General features: G+C 62.8%; 19 protein-coding genes. 11 read left to right on the top strand and 8 right to left on the bottom strand.

From position 1 onward, the window contains the following. Nucleotides 1-24 precede the first annotated feature (24 nt). On the bottom strand, nt 25-774 hold the full coding sequence (gene minC, locus KHO53_RS03470) for a septum site-determining protein MinC (protein WP_010224186.1): 750 nt from the start codon (nt 772-774) through the stop codon (nt 25-27). A 121-nt stretch (nt 775-895) separates the two neighbouring features. Between minC and KHO53_RS03465 the strand changes: the two genes are divergently transcribed. Together KHO53_RS03465 and KHO53_RS03460 are read left to right on the top strand one after the other, a co-directional pair. After that, nucleotides 896-1828 carry a lipid A biosynthesis lauroyl acyltransferase gene (locus tag KHO53_RS03465; protein ID WP_010224185.1) on the top strand — a complete coding sequence of 311 codons (933 nt, stop codon included), beginning with the start codon at nt 896-898 and terminating at the stop codon, nt 1826-1828. A 103-nt stretch (nt 1829-1931) separates the two neighbouring features. Next, nucleotides 1932-3092 carry a patatin-like phospholipase family protein gene (locus KHO53_RS03460; protein ID WP_010224184.1) on the top strand — a complete coding sequence of 387 codons (1161 nt, stop codon included), beginning with the start codon at nt 1932-1934 and terminating at the stop codon, nt 3090-3092. Between the two features lie 6 nt (nt 3093-3098). On the opposite strand, the gene KHO53_RS03455 is transcribed toward KHO53_RS03460, so the two are convergent. Together KHO53_RS03455 and mlaY are read right to left on the bottom strand one after the other, a co-directional pair. Continuing rightward, nucleotides 3099-3857 (bottom strand): MlaA family lipoprotein, encoded by a 759-nt coding sequence (locus tag KHO53_RS03455; protein ID WP_249684418.1) that lies wholly within the window; start codon nt 3855-3857, stop codon nt 3099-3101. A gap of 37 nt (nt 3858-3894) precedes the next feature. After that, a complete protein-coding gene (mlaY, locus tag KHO53_RS03450) occupies nt 3895-5193 on the bottom strand; it encodes a lipid asymmetry maintenance lipase MlaY (RefSeq protein ID WP_010224181.1) in 1299 nt (432 codons plus the stop codon). A gap of 241 nt (nt 5194-5434) precedes the next feature. Here mlaY and KHO53_RS03445 point away from each other — a divergent pair, with 241 nt between their 5' ends. Next, nucleotides 5435-5797 (top strand): hypothetical protein, encoded by a 363-nt coding sequence (locus KHO53_RS03445; protein ID WP_010224179.1) that lies wholly within the window; start codon nt 5435-5437, stop codon nt 5795-5797. Nucleotides 5798-5888: 91 nt separating this feature from the next. Here the strand turns inward: KHO53_RS03445 and KHO53_RS03440 are convergent, their stop codons facing one another. Beyond that, nucleotides 5889-7445 carry a glycoside hydrolase family 17 protein gene (locus KHO53_RS03440; RefSeq protein ID WP_010224177.1) on the bottom strand — a complete coding sequence of 519 codons (1557 nt, stop codon included), beginning with the start codon at nt 7443-7445 and terminating at the stop codon, nt 5889-5891. A 224-nt stretch (nt 7446-7669) separates the two neighbouring features. On the opposite strand from KHO53_RS03440, the gene KHO53_RS03435 reads away from it, so the two are divergent. The 3 genes from KHO53_RS03435 to KHO53_RS03425 all read left to right on the top strand — a co-directional run bounded on the left by KHO53_RS03435 (nt 7670) and on the right by KHO53_RS03425 (nt 10677). After that, entirely contained in the window at nt 7670-8518 is an 849-nt protein-coding gene (locus tag KHO53_RS03435) for a glycine betaine ABC transporter substrate-binding protein (protein WP_213569990.1), read from the top strand. A gap of 192 nt (nt 8519-8710) precedes the next feature. Next, nucleotides 8711-9022: a DUF485 domain-containing protein gene (locus tag KHO53_RS03430; RefSeq protein WP_010224173.1), complete on the top strand. Its 312-nt coding sequence runs from the start codon at nt 8711-8713 to the stop codon at nt 9020-9022. Beyond that, nucleotides 9019-10677, top strand: a complete 1659-nt coding sequence (locus tag KHO53_RS03425) for a cation acetate symporter (protein ID WP_010224171.1) — start codon at nt 9019-9021, stop codon at nt 10675-10677. Before KHO53_RS03430 ends, KHO53_RS03425 begins: the two co-directional genes overlap by 4 nt. A gap of 149 nt (nt 10678-10826) precedes the next feature. On the opposite strand, the gene KHO53_RS03420 is transcribed toward KHO53_RS03425, so the two are convergent. Continuing rightward, on the bottom strand, nt 10827-10979 hold the full coding sequence (locus tag KHO53_RS03420; protein ID WP_010224169.1) for a DUF3309 family protein: 153 nt from the start codon (nt 10977-10979) through the stop codon (nt 10827-10829). A 242-nt stretch (nt 10980-11221) separates the two neighbouring features. Between KHO53_RS03420 and KHO53_RS03415 the strand changes: the two genes are divergently transcribed. The 3 genes from KHO53_RS03415 to csrA all read left to right on the top strand — a co-directional run bounded on the left by KHO53_RS03415 (nt 11222) and on the right by csrA (nt 12747). Further along, nucleotides 11222-12037, top strand: a complete 816-nt coding sequence (locus KHO53_RS03415) for an SDR family oxidoreductase (protein WP_010224167.1) — start codon at nt 11222-11224, stop codon at nt 12035-12037. 53 nt (nt 12038-12090) lie between these two features. Further along, nucleotides 12091-12423: a YnfA family protein gene (locus KHO53_RS03410; protein WP_010224166.1), complete on the top strand. Its 333-nt coding sequence runs from the start codon at nt 12091-12093 to the stop codon at nt 12421-12423. A 135-nt stretch (nt 12424-12558) separates the two neighbouring features. Further along, nucleotides 12559-12747, top strand: a complete 189-nt coding sequence (csrA, locus tag KHO53_RS03405; RefSeq protein WP_010224165.1) for a carbon storage regulator CsrA — start codon at nt 12559-12561, stop codon at nt 12745-12747. A gap of 1 nt (nt 12748) precedes the next feature. On the opposite strand, the gene KHO53_RS03400 is transcribed toward csrA, so the two are convergent. Both KHO53_RS03400 and mnmC read right to left on the bottom strand, forming a co-directional pair. Further along, on the bottom strand, nt 12749-12976 hold the full coding sequence (locus KHO53_RS03400; RefSeq protein ID WP_010224164.1) for a YheU family protein: 228 nt from the start codon (nt 12974-12976) through the stop codon (nt 12749-12751). Nucleotides 12977-13107: 131 nt separating this feature from the next. Then, entirely contained in the window at nt 13108-15123 is a 2016-nt protein-coding gene (gene mnmC, locus KHO53_RS03395; RefSeq protein WP_213569989.1) for a bifunctional tRNA (5-methylaminomethyl-2-thiouridine)(34)-methyltransferase MnmC2/FAD-dependent 5-carboxymethylaminomethyl-2-thiouridine(34) oxidoreductase MnmC1, read from the bottom strand. A gap of 135 nt (nt 15124-15258) precedes the next feature. Here mnmC and pap point away from each other — a divergent pair, with 135 nt between their 5' ends. Together pap and KHO53_RS03385 are read left to right on the top strand one after the other, a co-directional pair. Then, a complete protein-coding gene (pap, locus tag KHO53_RS03390; protein WP_213569988.1) occupies nt 15259-16752 on the top strand; it encodes a polyphosphate:AMP phosphotransferase in 1494 nt (497 codons plus the stop codon). Nucleotides 16753-16961: 209 nt separating this feature from the next. After that, nucleotides 16962-17918, top strand: a complete 957-nt coding sequence (locus KHO53_RS03385) for a DMT family transporter (RefSeq protein ID WP_010224161.1) — start codon at nt 16962-16964, stop codon at nt 17916-17918. A 1-nt stretch (nt 17919) separates the two neighbouring features. Here KHO53_RS03385 and KHO53_RS03380 read toward each other — a convergent pair whose 3' ends face one another. Then, on the bottom strand, nt 17920-19314 hold the full coding sequence (locus KHO53_RS03380; RefSeq protein WP_010224159.1) for a class II fumarate hydratase: 1395 nt from the start codon (nt 19312-19314) through the stop codon (nt 17920-17922). Between the last annotated feature and the right edge of the window lie 139 nt (nt 19315-19453).

Below are 19453 nucleotides of genomic sequence, written 5' to 3'. Positions count from 1 at the left end.
GCAGAAAATGGCGGCAAGTATCCGTTAAAGACGGGTGATGTTCAACACGTCACCGGACAGGCTGACCTGCACCCCTGCCCCCCACAGCGGATCGCGGCGCAGGTCTTCGGAGACCTTGTATTGCCCGGCGATCGAGACCATCTCGGCGGTCAACTGCTGGCAGAAGATCCGCGCCCGGGTGTTGCCCTTGATCCCGGCCAGTGCCCGCCCACGCATTGCACCGTACACATGGATGTTGCCATCGGCGAGAAGTTCCGCCCCCGGGCTGACCGACGACACCACCACCAGGTCGCCGCCCTGGGCGTAGATCTGCTGGCCGCCGCGTACCGGCGTGGTGATGATCTTGGTCGGGCGGATGCTCGGTTCCGGCGGTGGCGGCGGGGCCGGGGCCGGCTCGGGCTTCTTCACTTCCGGCTCTGGCTCCAGCGGCCGCTCACGGGCGCCGGACGGTGGCAGCACCGGCAGGTCGATGGCGATCGCTGCGGCGATGTCTTCGATTCGGCTGGCACGGATGGCCAGGGTGCGCAGGCCGTGATGGCGGCAGACGCGCATCAGCCCGGGCAGGTCGACTGCGCCTTCGCCGGCCGGGAGCTTGTCCAGGGCCAGCACCAGCGGGGTGTTGCTGAAGAAATTCGGCGCCTGGGCCACCTTGGCCGCCAACTGCCGGTCGAGGCCTTCGAGGTTGTTCCGGGCAAGCTCGAGCACGGTAATGGCGAGCATGCTGCCCTTGAGCTGGAACACGGGGTCTTGGTCTGGCGTTTGGGTTTGGCTCATGGTCTGCATTAGGGCGGCTTGTTACGAAAAAGTGCCCAGACTTATAACGAGAACACCGGTTGGCCGCAACCCGTGCCGAACCGTTGTAGAATGCCCGGCCCTTGTCTTTCCGGAATCTTTAATGGATCGCCCGCGTTTTCGTCGTTACTTTCTGCACCCGCGCTTCTGGCCGCTGTGGCTGGGCCTGGGCCTGCTGTGGCTGATCGTGCAGCTGCCATACCGGGTATTGCTGGTGATCGGCCGTGCCCTGGGGGCGCTGATGTACCGGGTGGCCGGCGAGCGCCGCTACATTGCGGCGCGTAATCTGGAGCTGTGTTTCCCCGAGCTACCGTCCGTCGAACGGCAGCGTCTGCTCAAGGAAAATTTCGCTTCCACCGGCATCGCCTTCTTCGAAATGGCCATGAGCTGGTGGTGGCCAAAGGCCCGGTTGGCACGCCTGGCGCACATCGAGGGGCTTGAGCACCTGCAGGCCGCCCAACGTGATGGCCAGGGTGCCATCCTCATGGCCCTGCACTTCACCACCCTGGAGATCGGCGCTGCACTACTGGGCCAGGAGCACACCATCGACGGCATGTACCGCGAACACGGCAACCCGGTGTTCGATTTCATCCAGCGCCGTGGCCGCGAGCGGCACAACCTCGATTCGCTGGCGGTAGAGCGTGAGGACGTGCGCGGCATGCTCAAGCTGCTGCGCGCCGGGCGCGCCATCTGGTACGCACCGGACCAGGACTACGGCGCCAAGCAGAGCCTGTTCGTGCCGCTGTTCGGCATCGAGGCGGCGACCGTCACCGCGACGACCAAGTTTGCCCGGCTGGGCAAGGCGCGGGTGATTCCCTTCACCCAGCAGCGCCTGGCCGATGGCAGCGGTTACAAGCTGGTGATCCATCCGCCGCTCGCAGACTTCCCTGGCGAGACCGAAGAGGTCGATTGCCTGCGCATCAATCAATGGATCGAAGCGGCCCTGCGTGAATGCCCGGAGCAGTACCTGTGGGCGCATCGGCGCTTCAAGTCGCGCCCGCCAGGGGCGCCGAAACTCTACGAAAAACGGCGTTGAGGCTATCGCTGGCAAGCCAGCTCCCACAGGGTCGAGCCAGCCCTGAAGCTGTGGGAGCCGGCCTTGCCGGCGATAGGGGCGACACAATTGGCGGGAGGAACCCATGGCAGCAAAACCGATCACCGGCTTGATCCTCTCCGGCGGCGGCGCCCGCGCCGCCTACCAGGTCGGTGTGCTGGCCGGCATCGCCGACCTGTTGCCGCCGGGTGCGGCCAATCCCTTTCCGGTGATCGTCGGTACCTCGGCCGGCGCCATCAATGCCGTGACCCTGGCCAGCGGCGCGATCCACTTTGCCGACGCCATCCGCCGCCTGACCAGCTTCTGGCAGGGCTTTCGCAGCCATCAGGTGCTGCGCAGCGACTGGCCCGGAGTGATCCGCCAGGCCAGCCGTTTCGTTTGCCACAACCTGCTCGGCCTCGGCACGCCAGTGCCGGTGGCGCTGCTCGACAGCTCCCCCTTGCGCAAGCTGCTCAACCAGCACCTGGACATGAACGGCATCGACCAGGCCATCGAGCGACAGCACCTGCATGCCGTGGCGGTAACCGCCTTCGGTTATGAGTCCGGTCAGGCGGTGACCTTCTACCAGGGCAGAGGTGCTATCGATCCCTGGCTGCGCCACCGGCGGATCGGCCTGCCGACCCGCCTGAGCGTCGAACACTTGCTGGCAAGTTCGGCGATCCCGTTGCTGTTCGCGCCGATCAAGCTTGGCGAGGAGTTCTTCGGCGATGGCGCGGTGCGCCAGTCGGCGCCGATCAGCCCGGCGCTGCACCTGGGCGCCAGCCGGGTGCTGGTGGTCGGGGTCAGCGGCAACCCGCAGCGGCCCACGGCAGGCGACCTGCAACCGCGCATCTTCAGTGGCCAGCAACCGAGCCTGGCACAGATTGGCGGGCACATGCTCAACAGTACGTTCATTGACAGCCTGGAAGACGATATCGAGTTGCTGCAGCGGCTCAATCACCTCAGCCACCTGATGCCGGAACACCTGGAGCGCCGGCGTTTGGGCCTGGCGCCGGTCGAGGTACTGGTGGTTGCGCCCAGCCAGCCCCTGGATGAGATCGCCGCCCGCCACCGGCGTGAATTGCCTGCCGCCTTGCGCCTGTTCCTGCGTGGTCCGGGGGCGACCAAAACCAGCGGGGCGGGGGTACTCAGCTACCTGTTGTTCGAAGCCGGCTACTGCAGCGAACTGATCGAACTCGGGCGCCGTGACGCCTTGGCCAAGCGCCGCGAACTGTGCGCGTTTCTTGGTCTGCCGCCGCTCAGCTGAAGCCGCTTACTCGGCGATCTGCAACTTGCGCGCTTCGGTGTAGACGTAGCGCACCTTCTCGTACTCGAACGGCGAGTTCAGCTGGCCATAACGGAAACTGGTGGTGTAGCGCTTGTCGATGGCGCGCAAGGCCAAGACTTCCGGGTGGTTGCTGCTGACCTCGGCGACATTGAGAAAGTTGATCCAGTTCTCGGCGCTGTAGTCCACCACCAGGCCACCGGTATCGCGCAGGTTCGAGGGGCCGAGGATTGGCAGCATCAGGTATGGGCCGTCTGGCACACCGTAGAAGCCCAGGGTCTGGCCGAAGTCCTCGCTCTGGTGCGGCAGGCCCATCTTGCTGGCCGGGTCCCACAGGCCGGCGACGCCGATGGTGGTGTTGAGCAGCAACCGCGCGGTGATTTCCATCGAGCGCTTGCCCTTGAACTGCAGCAGGCTGTTGAACAGGTTCGGCACATCGCCAACGTTGCTGAAGAAGTTGCTTACGCCACTGCGCACGAAATGCGGGGTGATGTAGCGGTAGCCATTGACCACCGGCAGAAATACCCATTGGTCGAAGCGGTAGTTGAAGTGATAGATGCGCCGGTTCATCGATTCCAGCGGGTCGTAGACGGTCAGCGCCGCCAGGGTCGAGCGTTCGAATTCGCGCTGGTCCAGGCCCGGGTTGAATTTCAGTGCCTTGAGCGGCTCGGTGAAACCATCGCTATCGACGTTATTGGCTTCGATGACGCTGGTGCGCGGCGCGGTTTCTTCAACCGCCTCGGCCATGCCACAGGCCAGCAGCGCGCTAATGATCAATAGGCGTTTAACCACGGAAGAACTCCAGCATGTCGTCGCTGTTGACGCGGTAATTGAGGTTGCCGCAATGGCCGCCATGAGGGTACAGGGTCAAGCGCTCGCCAAAGGCGCTACGCAGGAACCCCAGGTCGCCAGGGCCAAGGATGACGTCGTCGGCGTTATGCATCACGGCGATTTTCGGGCTTTGCTGCAGGTAGTCCTTGAGTGCATAGAGGCTGACCTGGTCGACCAGTTGCAGCAGGCTGCCGCCGTCGGTGCGGGCGCGCCACATGGGGATTACCTGCTCGGTCAGGTAGCAGTCGAAGTCGCATTGCAGGGCCCGCTTGAAGAACGGTGTGAGGCTGCTGCCTTCGGTGATCGGGTACTTGGGCGGGATGATCAGGCCGCGGCGGTTGATCAGGTCGGAGGTAAAGGCGATATCGGCCGCCGAGAAGCGGAACGAGGTCCCGATGACCATCGCCATCTGCTCATTGGACAGGTGCTGGCGTGACTGCTGGAAGTCGTAGAGCAGGGCATCGTTGAGGTCGATGTAGCCCTTCTGCTGGAAATAGCGGGTCAGCTTGTTGAGCACCAGCTCATAGAACGTCGTGCTGTTGTTGACCCCCTTGACCTCGGTCTGCACCAGCTTGTCGAGGTTGCTGATCGAGGTGTAGAGGTTGACCGGCGGGTTTAACAGCAGCACGCGCTTGAAGTTGAAGCTGCGCCGGGTCTCGTCCAGGTGGCTGACGAATGCGGCGTCCAGGGCGCCGAGGCTGTAACCGCTGAGGTAGTACTCGCTGACCGGCAGGCGCGGGTGCTGGGCGCGCACGCCCTGCATCACCCGGTACAGGTCTTCGGCATCCTCCTTGGTCACCCCGGGGGTGGCATAGCGCGAGGCGGCGGTGATGAAGTCGAAGCTGGTCGGCGACGACAGCTGCACCACGTGATAGCCAGCTTTGTAATAGAGCTTCTTCAGGTATTCGTTGATGCTGCTGGAGTAGGGCGCGCCGGTGCCGGCGATCAGAAACATCAGCGGCGCTTCGTGGTCCTGGCGGGCCAGGCGGTACTTGAGCTTTTTGACCGGCCAGAAGTTGTCCGGCAGGGTGAAGGCCCGCTCCGGACGCAGGTTCAGGCTGTAGTCGGACTGGGTGATGTCGTCGTCGCTGGGCAGTTCCGGGCGCAGCTCCGGAGGCGTCGTGGCGATGGTCGCCTCGAACGGGTTGGTCAACGGGTAGCCGTAACTGGCGGCGTCGATGGTTTGTGCCCAAGCGCACGCACTCGAGATAAGGCCGCCCAACAGGGCAGCGAGGCGCAGAGAACGAAGCATGACGGATCCCCAAAAATGCAGCGGCAAAGTGCGTTACGCAGGCTAGGACCATGATGGCCCTGGCAAAGTTGCCTGGCGCTCCGGCATTTATCGTCCCAGATGTTGCCGATGCCCGTTGAGGATACGCAACATTTGGTTCCACTTATCTACAGGACAAAGTAGTTGAGGCTGGCGCTTTTGCCTTGCATAGACGCCTCGGACGATTATGCTGGGCGCCGATTTCACGTTTCTGGAGTGTCGCATGTCCCGTCGTTTACCGCTGATCGCTTTGCTGGTGTTCCTGCCTTTGTGGCTGGCGGCAAGCTATGGGCTGCGCTATGTGCTGATGGAGGACGCCCACTGGCTCGCCACCTGCGCCGATCAGGCACAATTGTGGGGCTGCCAGGCGCGCTCGGTCATGGGCTTGATGATTCACTTCAGGCTGCTGGCCTGGTCGGCCCTGGGCCTGGCGCTGCTGGCCACGCTGGTGCCTGGGCGCGCAGGTTGGCGCCTGGGGGTGGCGGCGCTGGTGTGCGGGATTCCGGCGCTGGTGTTGTATACCGCGAGCATTGCGGTGTTCGCGGTGGTGCTGGCGGGGTTGCGCCTGGTGCGGCGCTCCAGCTGACATTGCGGCGCTGCCATCGCTGGCAAGCCAGCGCCCACAGGGGCTGTTGTGGGAGCTGGCTTGCCAGCGATGGGGTGCGAAGCAGCCCCGGTTACTGCTGAAGCCGAACCCTCAGGCTGCGCCACAACGCCGCCACCATCAGTACGCTCACCCCGGCCCAGACCAGCGCTTGCTGGTTGCTCAGCCCTTCAAGGAACAACTGCGGGGCAATGCCGCCGCCAACGATCAACGCCAGCAAGGCTGCTTCGGCCCGGCGTGCCGGTACCGGCCGCAACAGGTACACGACCGCTGGCAACAACAGTGCCGGGCTCGGGAAACTGCGATAGCGCGGGTCGAACACCAGCGCCAGCATACTCACCGCCGCCGCAAAACCTGCCGCCAGCAACCACCCTCCGGCACGTGCTTCAAGCCAGGCGAAGGCGCGCCCACGCCAACCCTGACGCTGCGACAACGCCAGCGCGCCATGGGCCAGTACCAGCAGGTTGAGGCCCGCCAGCAGGAGCGCCCAGATCCACTCTCCGGCAAATCGGCTATTGATTCGCACCATTTCGCCCCACAGGCCCAGGCTGGCGGCGCCCAGTGCCGCCAGCAACGGCACCAGCAAGGCCGCGCGGGTACCGCGCACACGCCCGGCCAGCAGCAGGGTGGTGGCGAACAGCGCAACACCGACGCCCAGCCACTGCGGCCAGAACGCCAGGTTGCTCACCGGCCCTTCAAGGATGCCCTTGTCCTGGCGATCGGCGTCATACAGGCCCCAATAACCGCCTACGGCGCCTTCGCTGGCACGTTTCCACGGTTGGTCGAAGGCTTCGATCAGGTTGTACTTCCAGCCCTGCTGTTCGGCCATGGCCACGAAGCCACGGATGAAACGCGCTTCGTTGACCCGGCTGGGCAGGGCGGTTTCGCGCTGGCGGCCTTCGCTCGGCCAGCCGGTTTCGCCAATGACGATGTCCTTGGGCGCGAAGCGGTTGCCGAACACCTGGCGAATCTCGCCAACGTGCACCAGGGCATCGTCGATGCTCTTGGGATCATCTTCCCAGTAGGGCAGCAGGTGGATGGTCAGGAAGTCCACCGTCGGGGCGATCTCGGGGTGTTGCAGCCAGAACTCCCAGACATCGGCGTAGGTCACCGGCACGCTGACCTGGCTTTTCACCTGGTTGATCAGCGCCACCAGTTGCGGGCCGGTGACCTCCTTGCGCAGCAGGGTTTCGTTACCGACGATCACCGCCTTGACCACATCCGGGTTGGCATTGGCCGAGGCGATCAGGGCCTTGACCTCCTTTTGCGAATCCACCGGGTTGGCGTTGATCCAGGCGCCGAGCATCACCTTCAGGCCATGCTTGCGGGCCAGGTCCGGGATCGCCTCAAGCCCGGTCATCGAATAGGTACGGATGCACTCGAAGCGCTGCGCCAGCAAGGCCAGGTCCGCGTCCATGCGCGCCGGGCGCAGCTGGAACGGCTGGTCGAAGGGTGATTGGTCCTTGTCGAATGGCGTGTAGGAGGCGCACTGCAGCTTGTGCGAAGCGCTGGCCGCATCCGGCAGTACCACCGGTTTGCCCAGGCCGTACCACAGGCCCCCCAGGGCAAACAGGCCCAGTAGGCAGGCGAACAGGTAGGGTAAAAGCGGGAAGCGCGCAGTCGAGGACATGGATCGGACCGTCTGGGAACAAAGCCGGCAATAGTACCTGCAAATGGCTCAGGCCAAAGCCTTGGGCGGCAAAGTTAGCCGCGGTGGATGTTGCTTGATGTAACGATCCACGTTGCTGGCGATGTGATGTCGTTTCTCGTTGCCTTGAGGTCGTTACCAGAGCAGGTCAGCAAGCATGCGCGGTTGATGATGCAGCTTCCGTGACGTGACGAGGGGATGCTTGGATGAAAATGCGACGACTCCTGGGGGTGGGCACCGCCCTGGTAATGGCCATTGGCGCGGGGCAAGCGCTGGCCAAGGAAGTGAGCATCGGCTATGTCGATGGCTGGTCCGACAGTGTGGCGACCACTAACGTCGCCGCCGAAGTCATCAGGCAGAAACTCGGCTATGACGTCAAACTGCAGGCCGTGGCCACCGGCATCATGTGGCAGGGGGTGGCTACCGGCAAGCTCGATGCCATGCTCTCGGCCTGGCTGCCGGTAACCCATGGCGAATACTGGACCAAGAACAAGGACAACGTGGTCGACTACGGCCCCAACTTCAAGGATGCCAAGATCGGCCTGATCGTCCCCGAGTACGTCAAGGCCAACTCCCTGGCCGACCTCAAGACCGATGACAGCTTCAAGAAGAAAATCGTCGGCATCGACGCAGGTTCCGGCGTGATGCTCAAGACCGACCAGGCGATCAAGGACTATGACCTGAGCGGCTACAAACTCCAGGCCAGCTCCGGCGCGGCGATGACCGCAGAGCTGGGCCGCGCCTATGCCAAGCAGCAATCGATCGCGGTGACCGGCTGGGTACCGCACTGGATGTTCGCCAAGTGGAAGCTCAAGTTCCTCGAAGACCCCAAAGGCGTGTATGGCGCTGCTGAAACCGTCAACAGCATCGGCAGCAAGGAACTGGACAAGAAAGCCCCGGAAGTGGCGGCATTCCTGAAAAACTTCCAGTGGCAGTCCAAGGATGAAATCGGCGAGGTCATGCTGGCCATTCAAGAGGGCGCTAAACCCGAGGCCGCAGCCAAGGACTGGGTAGCCAAGCACCCGGAACGCGTAGCACAGTGGACCGGCAAGTAATGGCCTAAGGCTTCTATCTGGCACCTTCCAGGGCCGCGGCAGCGAAAACGCTGTCGCGGCCCTTGTCGTTTCAGGCTGTTACCGATTCGGTAAAAGAGTTTTGCATCTAAGACTAAGGTCGTCTGGAGTGCGTCCGAAGGCAGCATAAAGTGGAGTGGGTTCTACCTAATCTGTGCTGCGAGGACAAAAACAATGAACGACAGCATTTACCTCTCGATACAAAACAGCCCGCGGTTCAAGGAGCTGGTTTCAAAACGCGAACGCTTCGCCTGGATTCTCTCGGCGATCATGCTCGGTCTCTATTCCGCCTTCATCCTGTTGATTGCCTATGGCCCGCATGTATTGGGTGCCAAGCTCAGCCCTGACTCGTCGATCACCTGGGGTATTCCCCTCGGCGTCGGTCTGATTGTCTCGGCCTTCATCCTCACGGCCATCTACGTGCGTCGCGCCAACGGCGAGTTCGACGAGATGAACAAGGCGATCCTCAAGGAGGCTCAGCAATGATCCGGCGTCTACTGGCAACCCTGGCCTTCGGCGTTTTTGCACCCGCCGTCTGGGCCGCTGACGCCCTCACCGGCGCGGTGCAGAAGCAACCGTTGAACGTGTCGGCGATCGTCATGTTCGTCGCCTTCGTCGGTGCCACCCTGTGCATCACCTACTGGGCATCCAAACGTAACAAGTCCGCCTCTGACTACTACGCCGCCGGCGGGCGCATCACCGGTTTTCAGAACGGTCTGGCGATTGCTGGCGACTACATGTCGGCAGCCTCTTTCCTGGGTATTTCCGCCCTGGTGTTCACCTCTGGCTACGATGGCCTGATCTACTCGATCGGTTTTCTGGTCGGCTGGCCGATCATCCTCTTCCTGATCGCCGAACGCTTGCGTAACCTGGGCAAATACACCTTTGCCGACGTCGCTTCGTACCGCCTTGGGCAGAAGGAAATCCGCACCCTGTCGGCCTCCGGTTCGCTGGTGGTGGTGGCCTTCTACCTGATCGCGCAGATGGTTGGCGCCGGCAAGCTGATCCAGTTGCTGTTCGGCCTCGACTACCATGTCGCGGTGATTCTGGTCGGCATCCTGATGTGCATGTACGTGCTGTTCGGCGGCATGCTCGCGACCACCTGGGTGCAGATCATCAAGGCCGTGTTGCTGCTCTCCGGTGCCAGCTTCATGGCGCTGATGGTGATGAAGCACGTCAACTTCGACTTCAACGCGCTGTTCTCCGAGGCGATCAAGGTTCACCCCAAAGGTGAAGCGATCATGAGCCCCGGTGGCCTGGTCAAAGATCCGATCTCGGCGTTCTCCCTTGGCCTGGCACTGATGTTCGGTACCGCCGGCCTGCCGCACATCCTGATGCGCTTCTTCACCGTCAGCGATGCCAAGGAAGCGCGCAAGAGCGTACTCTACGCCACGGGCTTCATCGGCTACTTCTACATCCTGACCTTCATCATCGGCTTCGGCGCGATCCTGCTGGTCAGCACCAACCCGCAATTCAAGGACGTCGCTGGCGCCCTGATCGGCGGCAACAACATGGCCGCGGTACACCTGGCCAACGCGGTAGGTGGCAGCGTGTTCCTCGGCTTCATCTCGGCAGTGGCCTTCGCCACCATCCTGGCAGTGGTTGCCGGCCTGACCCTGGCCGGTGCTTCGGCGGTCTCCCACGACTTGTATGCCAGCGTGATCAAGAAGGGCAAGGCCAACGAGAAGGATGAAATCCGCGTCTCGAAGATCACCACCATCGCCTTGGGCGTACTGGCGATCGGCCTGGGTATCCTCTTTGAAAGCCAGAACATCGCGTTCATGGTTGGCCTGGCGTTCTCCATCGCTGCCAGCTGTAACTTCCCGGTACTGCTGCTGTCGATGTACTGGAAGAAGCTGACCACCCGTGGCGCCATGATTGGCGGCTGGATGGGCCTGGTCAGTGCGGTGGCGCTGATGGTTCTCGGCCCGACCATCTGGGTGCAGATTCTCGGCCACGAGAAGGCGATCTACCCGTATGAGTACCCTGCGCTGTTCTCGATGCTCATTGCCTTTGCCGGTATCTGGTTCTTCTCGATCACCGACAAGTCCAAGGCCGCCGATGATGAACGGGCGCTGTTCTTCCCGCAGTTCGTGCGCTCGCAGACTGGCCTGGGTGCCAGCGGTGCGGTGTCTCACTAAGTAGGCAAAAGGCAGCCTTTGGCTGCCTTTCCAGCCACAAGCCACAAGCCACAAGCCACAAGCCACAAGCCACAAGCCACAAGCCGCAAGTTGAAGCCGTACGCGTACTGCTTTGACTTGCGGCTTGCCGCTTATGGCTTGCCGCTTTTCTATATCTTGCCGAGCAATAACAGGATCAACAGGATGATCAGCACCGTACCGATGATGCCGGATGGCCCATAGCCCCAACTTCTGGAGTGCGGAAAGACGGGTAAGCCACCGATCAACAGCAGAATCAGGATGATGATAAGTATGGTGCCCATGGCAGTTTCCTTGTTTGGCTTGAGAAGTAGGCGTTACGCTGCAATCCATCTCTTCGGTCATGTGTTTCATGCCCGCCTGTTAATTCCGACTGCTGCCAGTGGCTAAAAGTTTTATCGGTTGTTAACACGCCACTTTCACCGCTGTTTGCCCCGCCCATTCAGCATCCTGATACAGCGTGGGTCGCGGCCTTGCCTTCGCTACACTGGCCTGAACTTTCCAGAACAGTACAAGGCAGCCTGCTATGCAAAAGCGCATGATGATTACCGGTGCCGGCTCGGGGCTTGGGCGCGAAATTGCCTTGCGCTGGGCGCGCGAGGGGTGGCGGTTGGCCCTGGCCGATGTCAATGAGGCCGGCCTCAAGGAAACCCTGGCGCTGGTACGCGAAACTGGCGCTGACGGCTTTGTGCAGCGCTGCGATGTGCGCGACTACAGCCAGTTGACCGCCCTGGCCCAGGCCTGTGAAGAAAAGCTCGGTGGTATCGATGTGATCGTCAACAACGCCGGGGTGGCCTCTGGCGGCTTTTTCGCCGAGCTGTCGCTGGAAGACTGGGACTGGCAGATCGCGATCAACCTGATGGGCGTGGTCAAGGGCTGCAAGGCCTTCCTGCCGCTGCTGGAGCGCAGCAAGGGCACGATCATCAACATCGCTTCGATGGCGGCCTTGATGCAAGGCCCGGCGATGAGCAACTACAACGTTGCCAAGGCTGGTGTGCTGGCCCTGTCGGAAAGCCTGCTGATCGAGCTGCGCCAGCATGAGGTCGCCGTGCATGTGGTGTGCCCGTCGTTCTTCCAGACCAACCTGCTCGACTCGTTCCGCGGTCCGACCCCGGCAATGAAGGCCCAGGTCGGCAAGCTGCTGGAAAGCTCGCCGATCAGCGCCGCCGATATCGCCGACTACATTCACCAGCAAGTGGCCGCCGGCGAGTTCCTGATTCTGCCCCATGAACAGGGCCGTGAAGCCTGGAAGCTCAAGCAGCGCACCCCGCAGCTGCTCTACGACGAAATGGCCAGCATGGCCGAGAAAATGCGCGCCAAGGCCCGACCGTCCCAGGCTTGAGCGTCGGCATCAGGTATTCTTGGCCATCCCTTGAACAGCCTTGAGTACCTGGTGTGATCAATTACCTGTGGTTTTTTCTCGCGGCGGTCTTCGAGATCGCCGGTTGTTATGCCATCTACCTGTGGCTGCGCCTGGGCAAGAGCGCTTGGTGGATTGCCCCGGCCCTGCTCAGCCTGTCCCTGTTCGCCCTGATCCTCACCCGGGTCGAGGCCGCTTACGCCGGGCGCGCCTATGCCGCCTATGGCGGTATCTACATCGTCACATCGTTGCTCTGGCTGGCGCTGGTCGAGCGAGCCCGGCCGCTGGGCAGTGACTGGATCGGCGCGCTGCTGTGCGTGCTGGGTGCCAGCATCATCGTGCTCGGACCACGTCTACAGACAGCCTGAAGGGTCAAAAACAACAAGAATCTGTAGGCAAAATCGCCTAGTTAGGTGGGATCTGTCTAATTAGTTGTCAGAGCATTGAAGGCGTCCGGCGCCCCGTGCAGTCTCCGAACTTCCTGATTTGTGGAGGATCGGAGCATGTTGGTAATAGGCCGCGAAATAGGCGAAATCATCGCCATTGACGATCACATCAAGATCAAGGTGTTGTCGGTGGACGGCAATACGGTGCGCTTTGGCATCAGTGCCCCCCGGCACGTCGAGGTGCACCGGGCAGAGATCTACAAGCGCATTGTCGAGCAGTTGGCCAAGCAGGCGGTGGCCGGCTGAATCAATCGAGCAGTTCCCTGGGCACGTCGTGCTTGGCCAGCAGCTGGCATTGCTGGCTGTCGAGATCAAACAGGATGAATGCCTGTTTTTTTGCCAGCGCCTGGCGTACCCGCAGCACGCGGGTTTCCAGCGGCGTGTCGTCACCGTTGTCGGTGCCGTCGCGGGTGACGAAATCCTCGATCAGGCGGGTGAGGGTTTCGGCTTCCAGTTGGTCGTAGGGAATCAGCATGAACAGGACAGGTCTGGCGAAAAGGTACCGCCATGCTACGCGAAACCTGTCCTGGCTGTGTAGGCGCCAATGTTTGTTGCCGACCAGGCTGTCTAATCCGCACACAAGTCCTTAAGACAGAGCCGGGCCGGTCAGCTTTTAGCGTGTGGCTTGCCGCTTGCCGCTGCATTTTTGCTTCTGACCAGATCACGCAACATGAAACGATTCGGGTGGCACGCTTCGGCGACGGCGCGAGGCACTGGCAGCGGCGCGTTGTCGGCCCAGGCGGCGATCAATTCGCCAGAAAGTGGCGCGGTGATCAGCCCGCGCGAGCCATGGCCGCTGTTGATGAACAGGCCTTCGAGCCAGGGGCAGGGGCTGTCGGGGATCTGCCGGGCATCCCGGGCCAGCACGGCGTAAACCTCGTTGAACTGCGCCTGGTCGGCCAGCGGGCCGACAATTGGCAGGTAGTCGGGGCTGGTGCAGCGAAACGCGGCGCGGCCCTGCAACGCGTGCGGGTCGAGGTCGTGGGCGCCCAGGCGCTGGGCCAGGTCGCTGGAGATCGCTTCGAGCAAGCCGAGGTTACCGACATGCTCGCCAGTGGTGGGCGTCAGGTCGGTGCTGTGGAAATCGAAGCTGGCGCCGAGGGTGTGCTCGCCATTGCGCGGTGGTGCCACGTAGCCGTCGGCACAGACCACGGTGCTCAAGGCCTGGCTCTGTGCAGTAACCGGCAGGCGGGTGATCTGGCCACGAATCCGCTTGAGCGGCAGCCCGGCGCAAGGCTGGAAGCTATGGATCTCGGCGGCGGTGGCGAGTACCACCAGCGGTGCGCTGGCCAGCAGCTTTTCACTTTCCCAGGCTTGCCACAGGCCGTCGACCTTGCGCAGTTGCAGCACCTGATGATGGGGCAGCAGGGTGATGTTCGGGTGCTGCAACTGGGCCTGGCACAGCGCCGGCGGATGCACCCAGCCGCCTTCGGGGTAGAACAGCCCGCCACTGCCCAGGGCAACCCCGGCCAGCTGCTCGGCCTGCTCGCGGTCCAGGCGTTGCAGCAATTGCGGGTTGAAGGCCTCGGCCAGTTGCTGCTGGCGTTGGTCTTCCTTGGCATCGAACGCCAGTTGCAGCACCCCGCAGCCATCCCAATCCTGCCCGCGCTGCAGGCGTTCGAGCAGCCGCCTTGTGTAGCCGAAACCGCTGAGGATCAAGCGCGACAAGGCCGTGCCGTGCGCGGATAACTTCAGGTACAGCACCCCTTGCGGGTTGCCCGAGGCTTCCGCCGCCGGCGTTGCATGGCGCTCCAGCACTTTCACCTGCCAACCGCGGGCGGCAAGGCTGGCGGCGCTGGCGCAACCGGCCAGGCCGGCGCCGATCACCAGCGCCTGGCGCGGCCCTGGCAATACCGGCGGGCGAGCAAACCACGGCGCGCTGGCGGGCGGCAGTGGCTGCTCGGCTGGCCGGCCATTGAAGGTCCCGCGCAGGATTTCCCATTTCTTGCCGATGCCGGGAATGCGCTTCATGGTAAAGCCCACGGCGATCAGGCCCCGGCGCACCCAGCCAGTGCTGGTGAAGGTGCCGAGGGTGGCCGTGGGCGATGACAGCCGGCCGATCTGGGCGAACAGTTCCGGGGTCCACATTTGCGGGTTCTTGGCCGGGGCAAAACCGTCGAGGAACCAGGCGTCGACCTGGGCATCGAGCTGCGGCAATTGCTCCAGCACGTCACCGATCATCAAGGTCAGGCGCACCCGGCCCTGCTCGAACACAAACGGCTGGAAGCCTTGGTGCACCGCCACGTACTGAGCCAGCAACTGGCTGCTGAACGGCGCCAGTTGCGGCCACAGAGCCAGGGCGCGGCCGAGGTCGGCGCGGGTCAGGGGGTATTTTTCGACGCTGATGAAATGCAGCCGCGCATCACGCGGGGCGCACTCGGCAAACAGCTGCCAGGCGCAGAAGAAGTTCAAGCCGGTACCGAAGCCGGTTTCACCGATCACCAGGCACTGGCCCGGCTGCAGCGCAGTGAAACGCCGGCGCAGGTCGTTCTGGTCGATGAACACATGACGGGTTTCCTCCAGGCTCTGCTCCTTGGAGAAATAGATGTCGTCGTATTGGCGCGAGTGCGGTCGGCCTTGGTCATCCCAGTCGATCTGGGCGTATTGGGTTACTTCGGTCATGTTCGGCTCAGCGTTGGCAAGAGGGCCATTTTAGCTGATCGGTGCCAGGCTGTTTGACCTGCGGCAGGCTTTGTTTTGTACCGACAAAGGTTTTTACAATCCGCTAGTCTTGCTTATCCATGTAGGGAGCCTGGTATGTTCGAATCCGCTGAAATTGGTCACGCCATCGATAAAGACACCTATGAAGCCGAGGTTCCGGCACTGCGTGAAGCGCTGCTGGAAGCCCAGTTCGAACTCAAGCAGCAGGCGCGTTTTCCGGTGCTGGTGCTGATCAACGGCATCGAAGGCGCCGGCAAGGGCGAGACAGTCAAGCTGCTCAACGAATGGATGGACCCGCGCTTGATCGAGGTGCGCACCTTCGACCAGCAGACCGACGAAGAACTCGCCCGGCCACCGGCCTGGCGCTATTGGCGGGCACTGCCGGCCAAGGGGCGGATGGGCGTGTTTTTTGGCAACTGGTATAGCCAGATGCTCCAGGGGCGGGTGCATGGCCAGTTCAAGGATGCCGTGCTCGACCAGGCCATTCGTGGCGCCGAGCGCTTGGAGGAGATGCTCTGCGATGAAGGCGCGCTGATCTTCAAGTTCTGGTTCCACCTGTCCAAGAAGCAGATGAAGGCCCGGCTCAAGGCGCTCAATGACGACCCGTTGCACAGCTGGCGGATCAGCCCGCTGGACTGGCAGCAGTCGGAGACCTACGACCGTTTCGTGCGCTTTGGTGAGCGGGTGCTGCGGCAAACCAGCCGTGACTACGCGCCCTGGCACGTGATCGAAGGCGTCGATCCGCATTACCGCAGCCTGGCCGTGGGCAAGATTCTGCTCGAAGGGCTGCAGGCGGCGCTCAAGGCCAATCACGCACCGATCCACCAGGCCAACATCGCCCCGCTGGGCGAAAGCATCGACCAGCGGAGCCTGCTTGGCAGCCTCGACCTGAGCCTGCACCTGGACAAGGACGACTACCAGGAGCAGTTGATCACCGAGCAAGCGCGCCTGGCCGGTTTGCTGCGTGACAAACGCATGCGCCGGCATGCGCTGATCGCGGTTTTCGAGGGCAATGATGCGGCGGGCAAGGGCGGTGCCATCCGCCGGGTTGCGGCGGCGCTCGACCCGCGTCAGTACCGCATCATACCGATTGCCGCGCCCACCGACGAAGAGCGCGATCAGCCTTATTTGTGGCGTTTCTGGCGGCACATTCCGGCGCGCGGCAAGTTCACCGTGTTCGATCGCTCCTGGTATGGCCGGGTGCTGGTCGAGCGGGTCGAAGGCTTTTGCAGCCAGGCTGACTGGATGCGTGCCTATGGCGAGATCAACGACTTTGAAGAGCAACTGAGCAACGCCGGGGTCGTGCTGGTCAAGTTCTGGCTGTCGATCGACGAACAGACCCAGCTCGAGCGCTTCCAGGAACGGGAGCAGATCCCGTTCAAGCGCTTCAAGATCACCGAGGAAGACTGGCGCAACCGCGAAAAATGGGGGCAGTACGCGGAGGCGGTGGGCGACATGGTTGATCGCACCAGCACCGAGATCGCGCCCTGGACCCTGGTTGAGGCCAATGACAAGCGCTGGGCGCGGGTCAAGGTTTTGCGCACCATCAATGAGGCGCTGGAGGCGGCGTTCAAGAAGGACAAGAAATAGGACCTCATCGCCGGCAAGCCAGCTCCCACAGAAAGGGTGCAAACCTGGCCTTGTGGGAGCCGGCCTTGCCGGCGATGGGGTGCGTAGCGGCGCCAGCAGGAACTCAGGGAATGAAGTACTGAATTCTTTTCCACAATCGCGCCTGTCTCCCCATCAGCCCACCCCGTAGAATCCGGTTTCCCCCCACCACAGGGCTATCGAGGCTGGTTATGCATATTTCTTCCGGACGCTGGGTTTACGGTCTGTCCTTGTCGCTACTGACCGCCGTGCTCTGGGGTATCTTGCCGATCAAGCTCAAACAGGTGCTGCAGGTGATGGACCCGATCACCGTGACCTGGTTTCGCCTGCTGGTTTCCGGTGGTCTGCTGCTGGCCTGGCTGGCGGCGAGCAAGCGCCTGCCCTCGTTCGACAACCTCGGGCGCAAGGGCTGGGGCCTGGTGTTGCTGGCCACCTGCGGCCTGGTTGGCAACTATGTCCTGTACCTGGTCGGGCTCAAGTTGCTCAGCCCCGGCACTGCGCAACTGGTGGTGCAGATGGGCCCGGTGCTGTTGCTGGTGGCCAGTGTGTTCCTGTTCAAGGAGCGATTCAGCCTGGGGCAGGGCATGGGCCTGGCGATCCTGCTGGTGGGCTTTGGCCTGTTTTTCAATCAGCGCCTGGATGAGCTGTTGAGCTCCTTGAGTGTCTATACCACCGGCGTGCTGACCATTTTGCTGGCGACCACCATCTGGGTGTTCTATGCCCTGAGCCAGAAGCAACTGCTGACGGTGTGGAATTCACTGCAGGTGATGATGGTGATCTACCTGTGCTGCGCGGCGCTGCTGACGCCCTGGGTGCATCCGCTCGAAGCCCTGCAATTGAGCCCGCTGCAAGGCTGGCTGTTGCTCGCCTGCTGCCTGAACACCCTGGTGGCCTATGGCGCCTTTGCCGAAGCCCTGGCGCACTGGGAAGCCTCCAAGGTCAGCGCGACCCTGGCGATTACGCCGTTGATCACCTTCGTCGCCGTGGCCCTGGCGGCCTGGTTCTGGCCCGACTACGTGCACGCCGAGCAGATCAACACCCTGGGCTACATCGGTGCGCTGGTGGTGGTGCTGGGTTCGGCGCTGACCGCCCTGGGCCCGTCGATCATGGCCGGCTGGCGGGCCAGGCGCGTACGCCTGGCCCGGTGACTCAGCCCTTGTCGCCCGGTTCGAGCATTTTTTCCGGGCGTACCCACTGGTCGAACTGCTCGTTGGTCAGGTAGCCCAGGGTCAGCGCCGCCGCGCGCAGGGTGGTGCCTTCGCTGTAGGCCTTCTTGGCGATTTCCGCCGCCTTGTCGTAGCCGATGTGCGGGTTGAGCGCGGTCACCAGCATCAGCCCGCGCTCCAGGTGCGCGGCCATCTGTTCGGTATCCGGTTCGATACCGGCAATGCAGTGCTGCTGGAAGTTGCTGCAACCGTCAGCCAGCAGGTCGATGGACTGCAGCAGGTTGTGGATGATCACCGGCTTGAACACGTTCAACTGCAAGTGCCCTTGGCTTGCGGCAAAGCCGATCGCGGTGTCATTGCCCAATACCTGGCAGACCAGCATCGACAGGGCCTCGCATTGGGTCGGGTTGACCTTGCCGGGCATGATCGAGCTGCCCGGCTCGTTGGCCGGCAGGCGCACTTCGGCAATGCCGCCGCGCGGGCCGGAGCCGAGCAGGCGCAGGTCGTTGGCCAGCTTCATCAGCGCCACGGCGAGGGTTTTCAGGCCTCCGGCGAGGGTGGTCAACGGTTCATGGCCGGCCAGGGCGGCGAACTTGTTCGGCGCGGTAACAAAAGGCAGGCCGCAAAGGGCGGCAAGCTCGGCGGCAATGGCTTCGGCAAACCCGTGCGGGGCATTCAGGCCGGTGCCCACGGCAGTGCCGCCCTGGGCCAGCTCGCACACCGCTGGCAGCGCCGAGCGAATGGCGCGTTGGGCGTAATCGAGCTGGGCGACATAGGCCGAGAGTTCCTGGCCGAAGGTGATCGGCGTGGCGTCCATCATGTGGGTACGGCCGGTCTTCACCAGATGCTGATGGCGCGCTGCCAGTTCCGCCAGCCCCGACGACAATTCGCCAATCGCTGGCAGCAGCTTGTGCTGCACCGCCTGGGCGGCGGCGATGTGCATGGCGGTGGGGAAGCAGTCGTTGGAGCTCTGCGAACGGTTGACGTGATCGTTGGGGTGGACTGGCGCTTTGCCGCCTCGACCCTTGCCGGCCAGTTCGTTGGCCCGGCCGGCTATCACTTCGTTGACGTTCATGTTGCTCTGGGTGCCACTGCCGGTCTGCCAGACGACGAGTGGAAACTGGTCATCCAACTGGCCGTCGAGCACCTCGTCGGCGGCCTGTTCGATCAGTCGGGCGATGTCCGCCGGAAGGTCTCCGTTGCGGTTGTTGACCCGTGCTGCGGCTTTTTTGATCAGTGCCAGGGCATGCAAGACCGCCAGCGGCATGCGCTCCTTGCCGATGGCAAAATTGATCAGCGAGCGTTGCGTCTGGGCACCCCAGTAGGCCTGGTCAGGAACTTCGACCTGCCCCAGGCTGTCAGTTTCGATACGGCTCATGCTGCGCTCACTCCCTTGTGGTCTGAATTCGCAGTTTAGGTCCTTATTCGACATCGCGGTTCCATCGCGCGTCGATCCACTTGAGCACTGTGCCACTGTCGGCGCAGAATGCTCTACTCTGGGGTACTACCTCCTCTGT

This window comes from Pseudomonas sp. RC2C2 (assembly GCF_018390435.1).
GTDB classification, from domain to species: Bacteria; Pseudomonadota; Gammaproteobacteria; order Pseudomonadales; family Pseudomonadaceae; genus Aquipseudomonas; species Aquipseudomonas donghuensis.
Note: the sequence above shows the minus strand (reverse complement) of the source record. Positions and strands in the feature narration are given on the sequence as shown.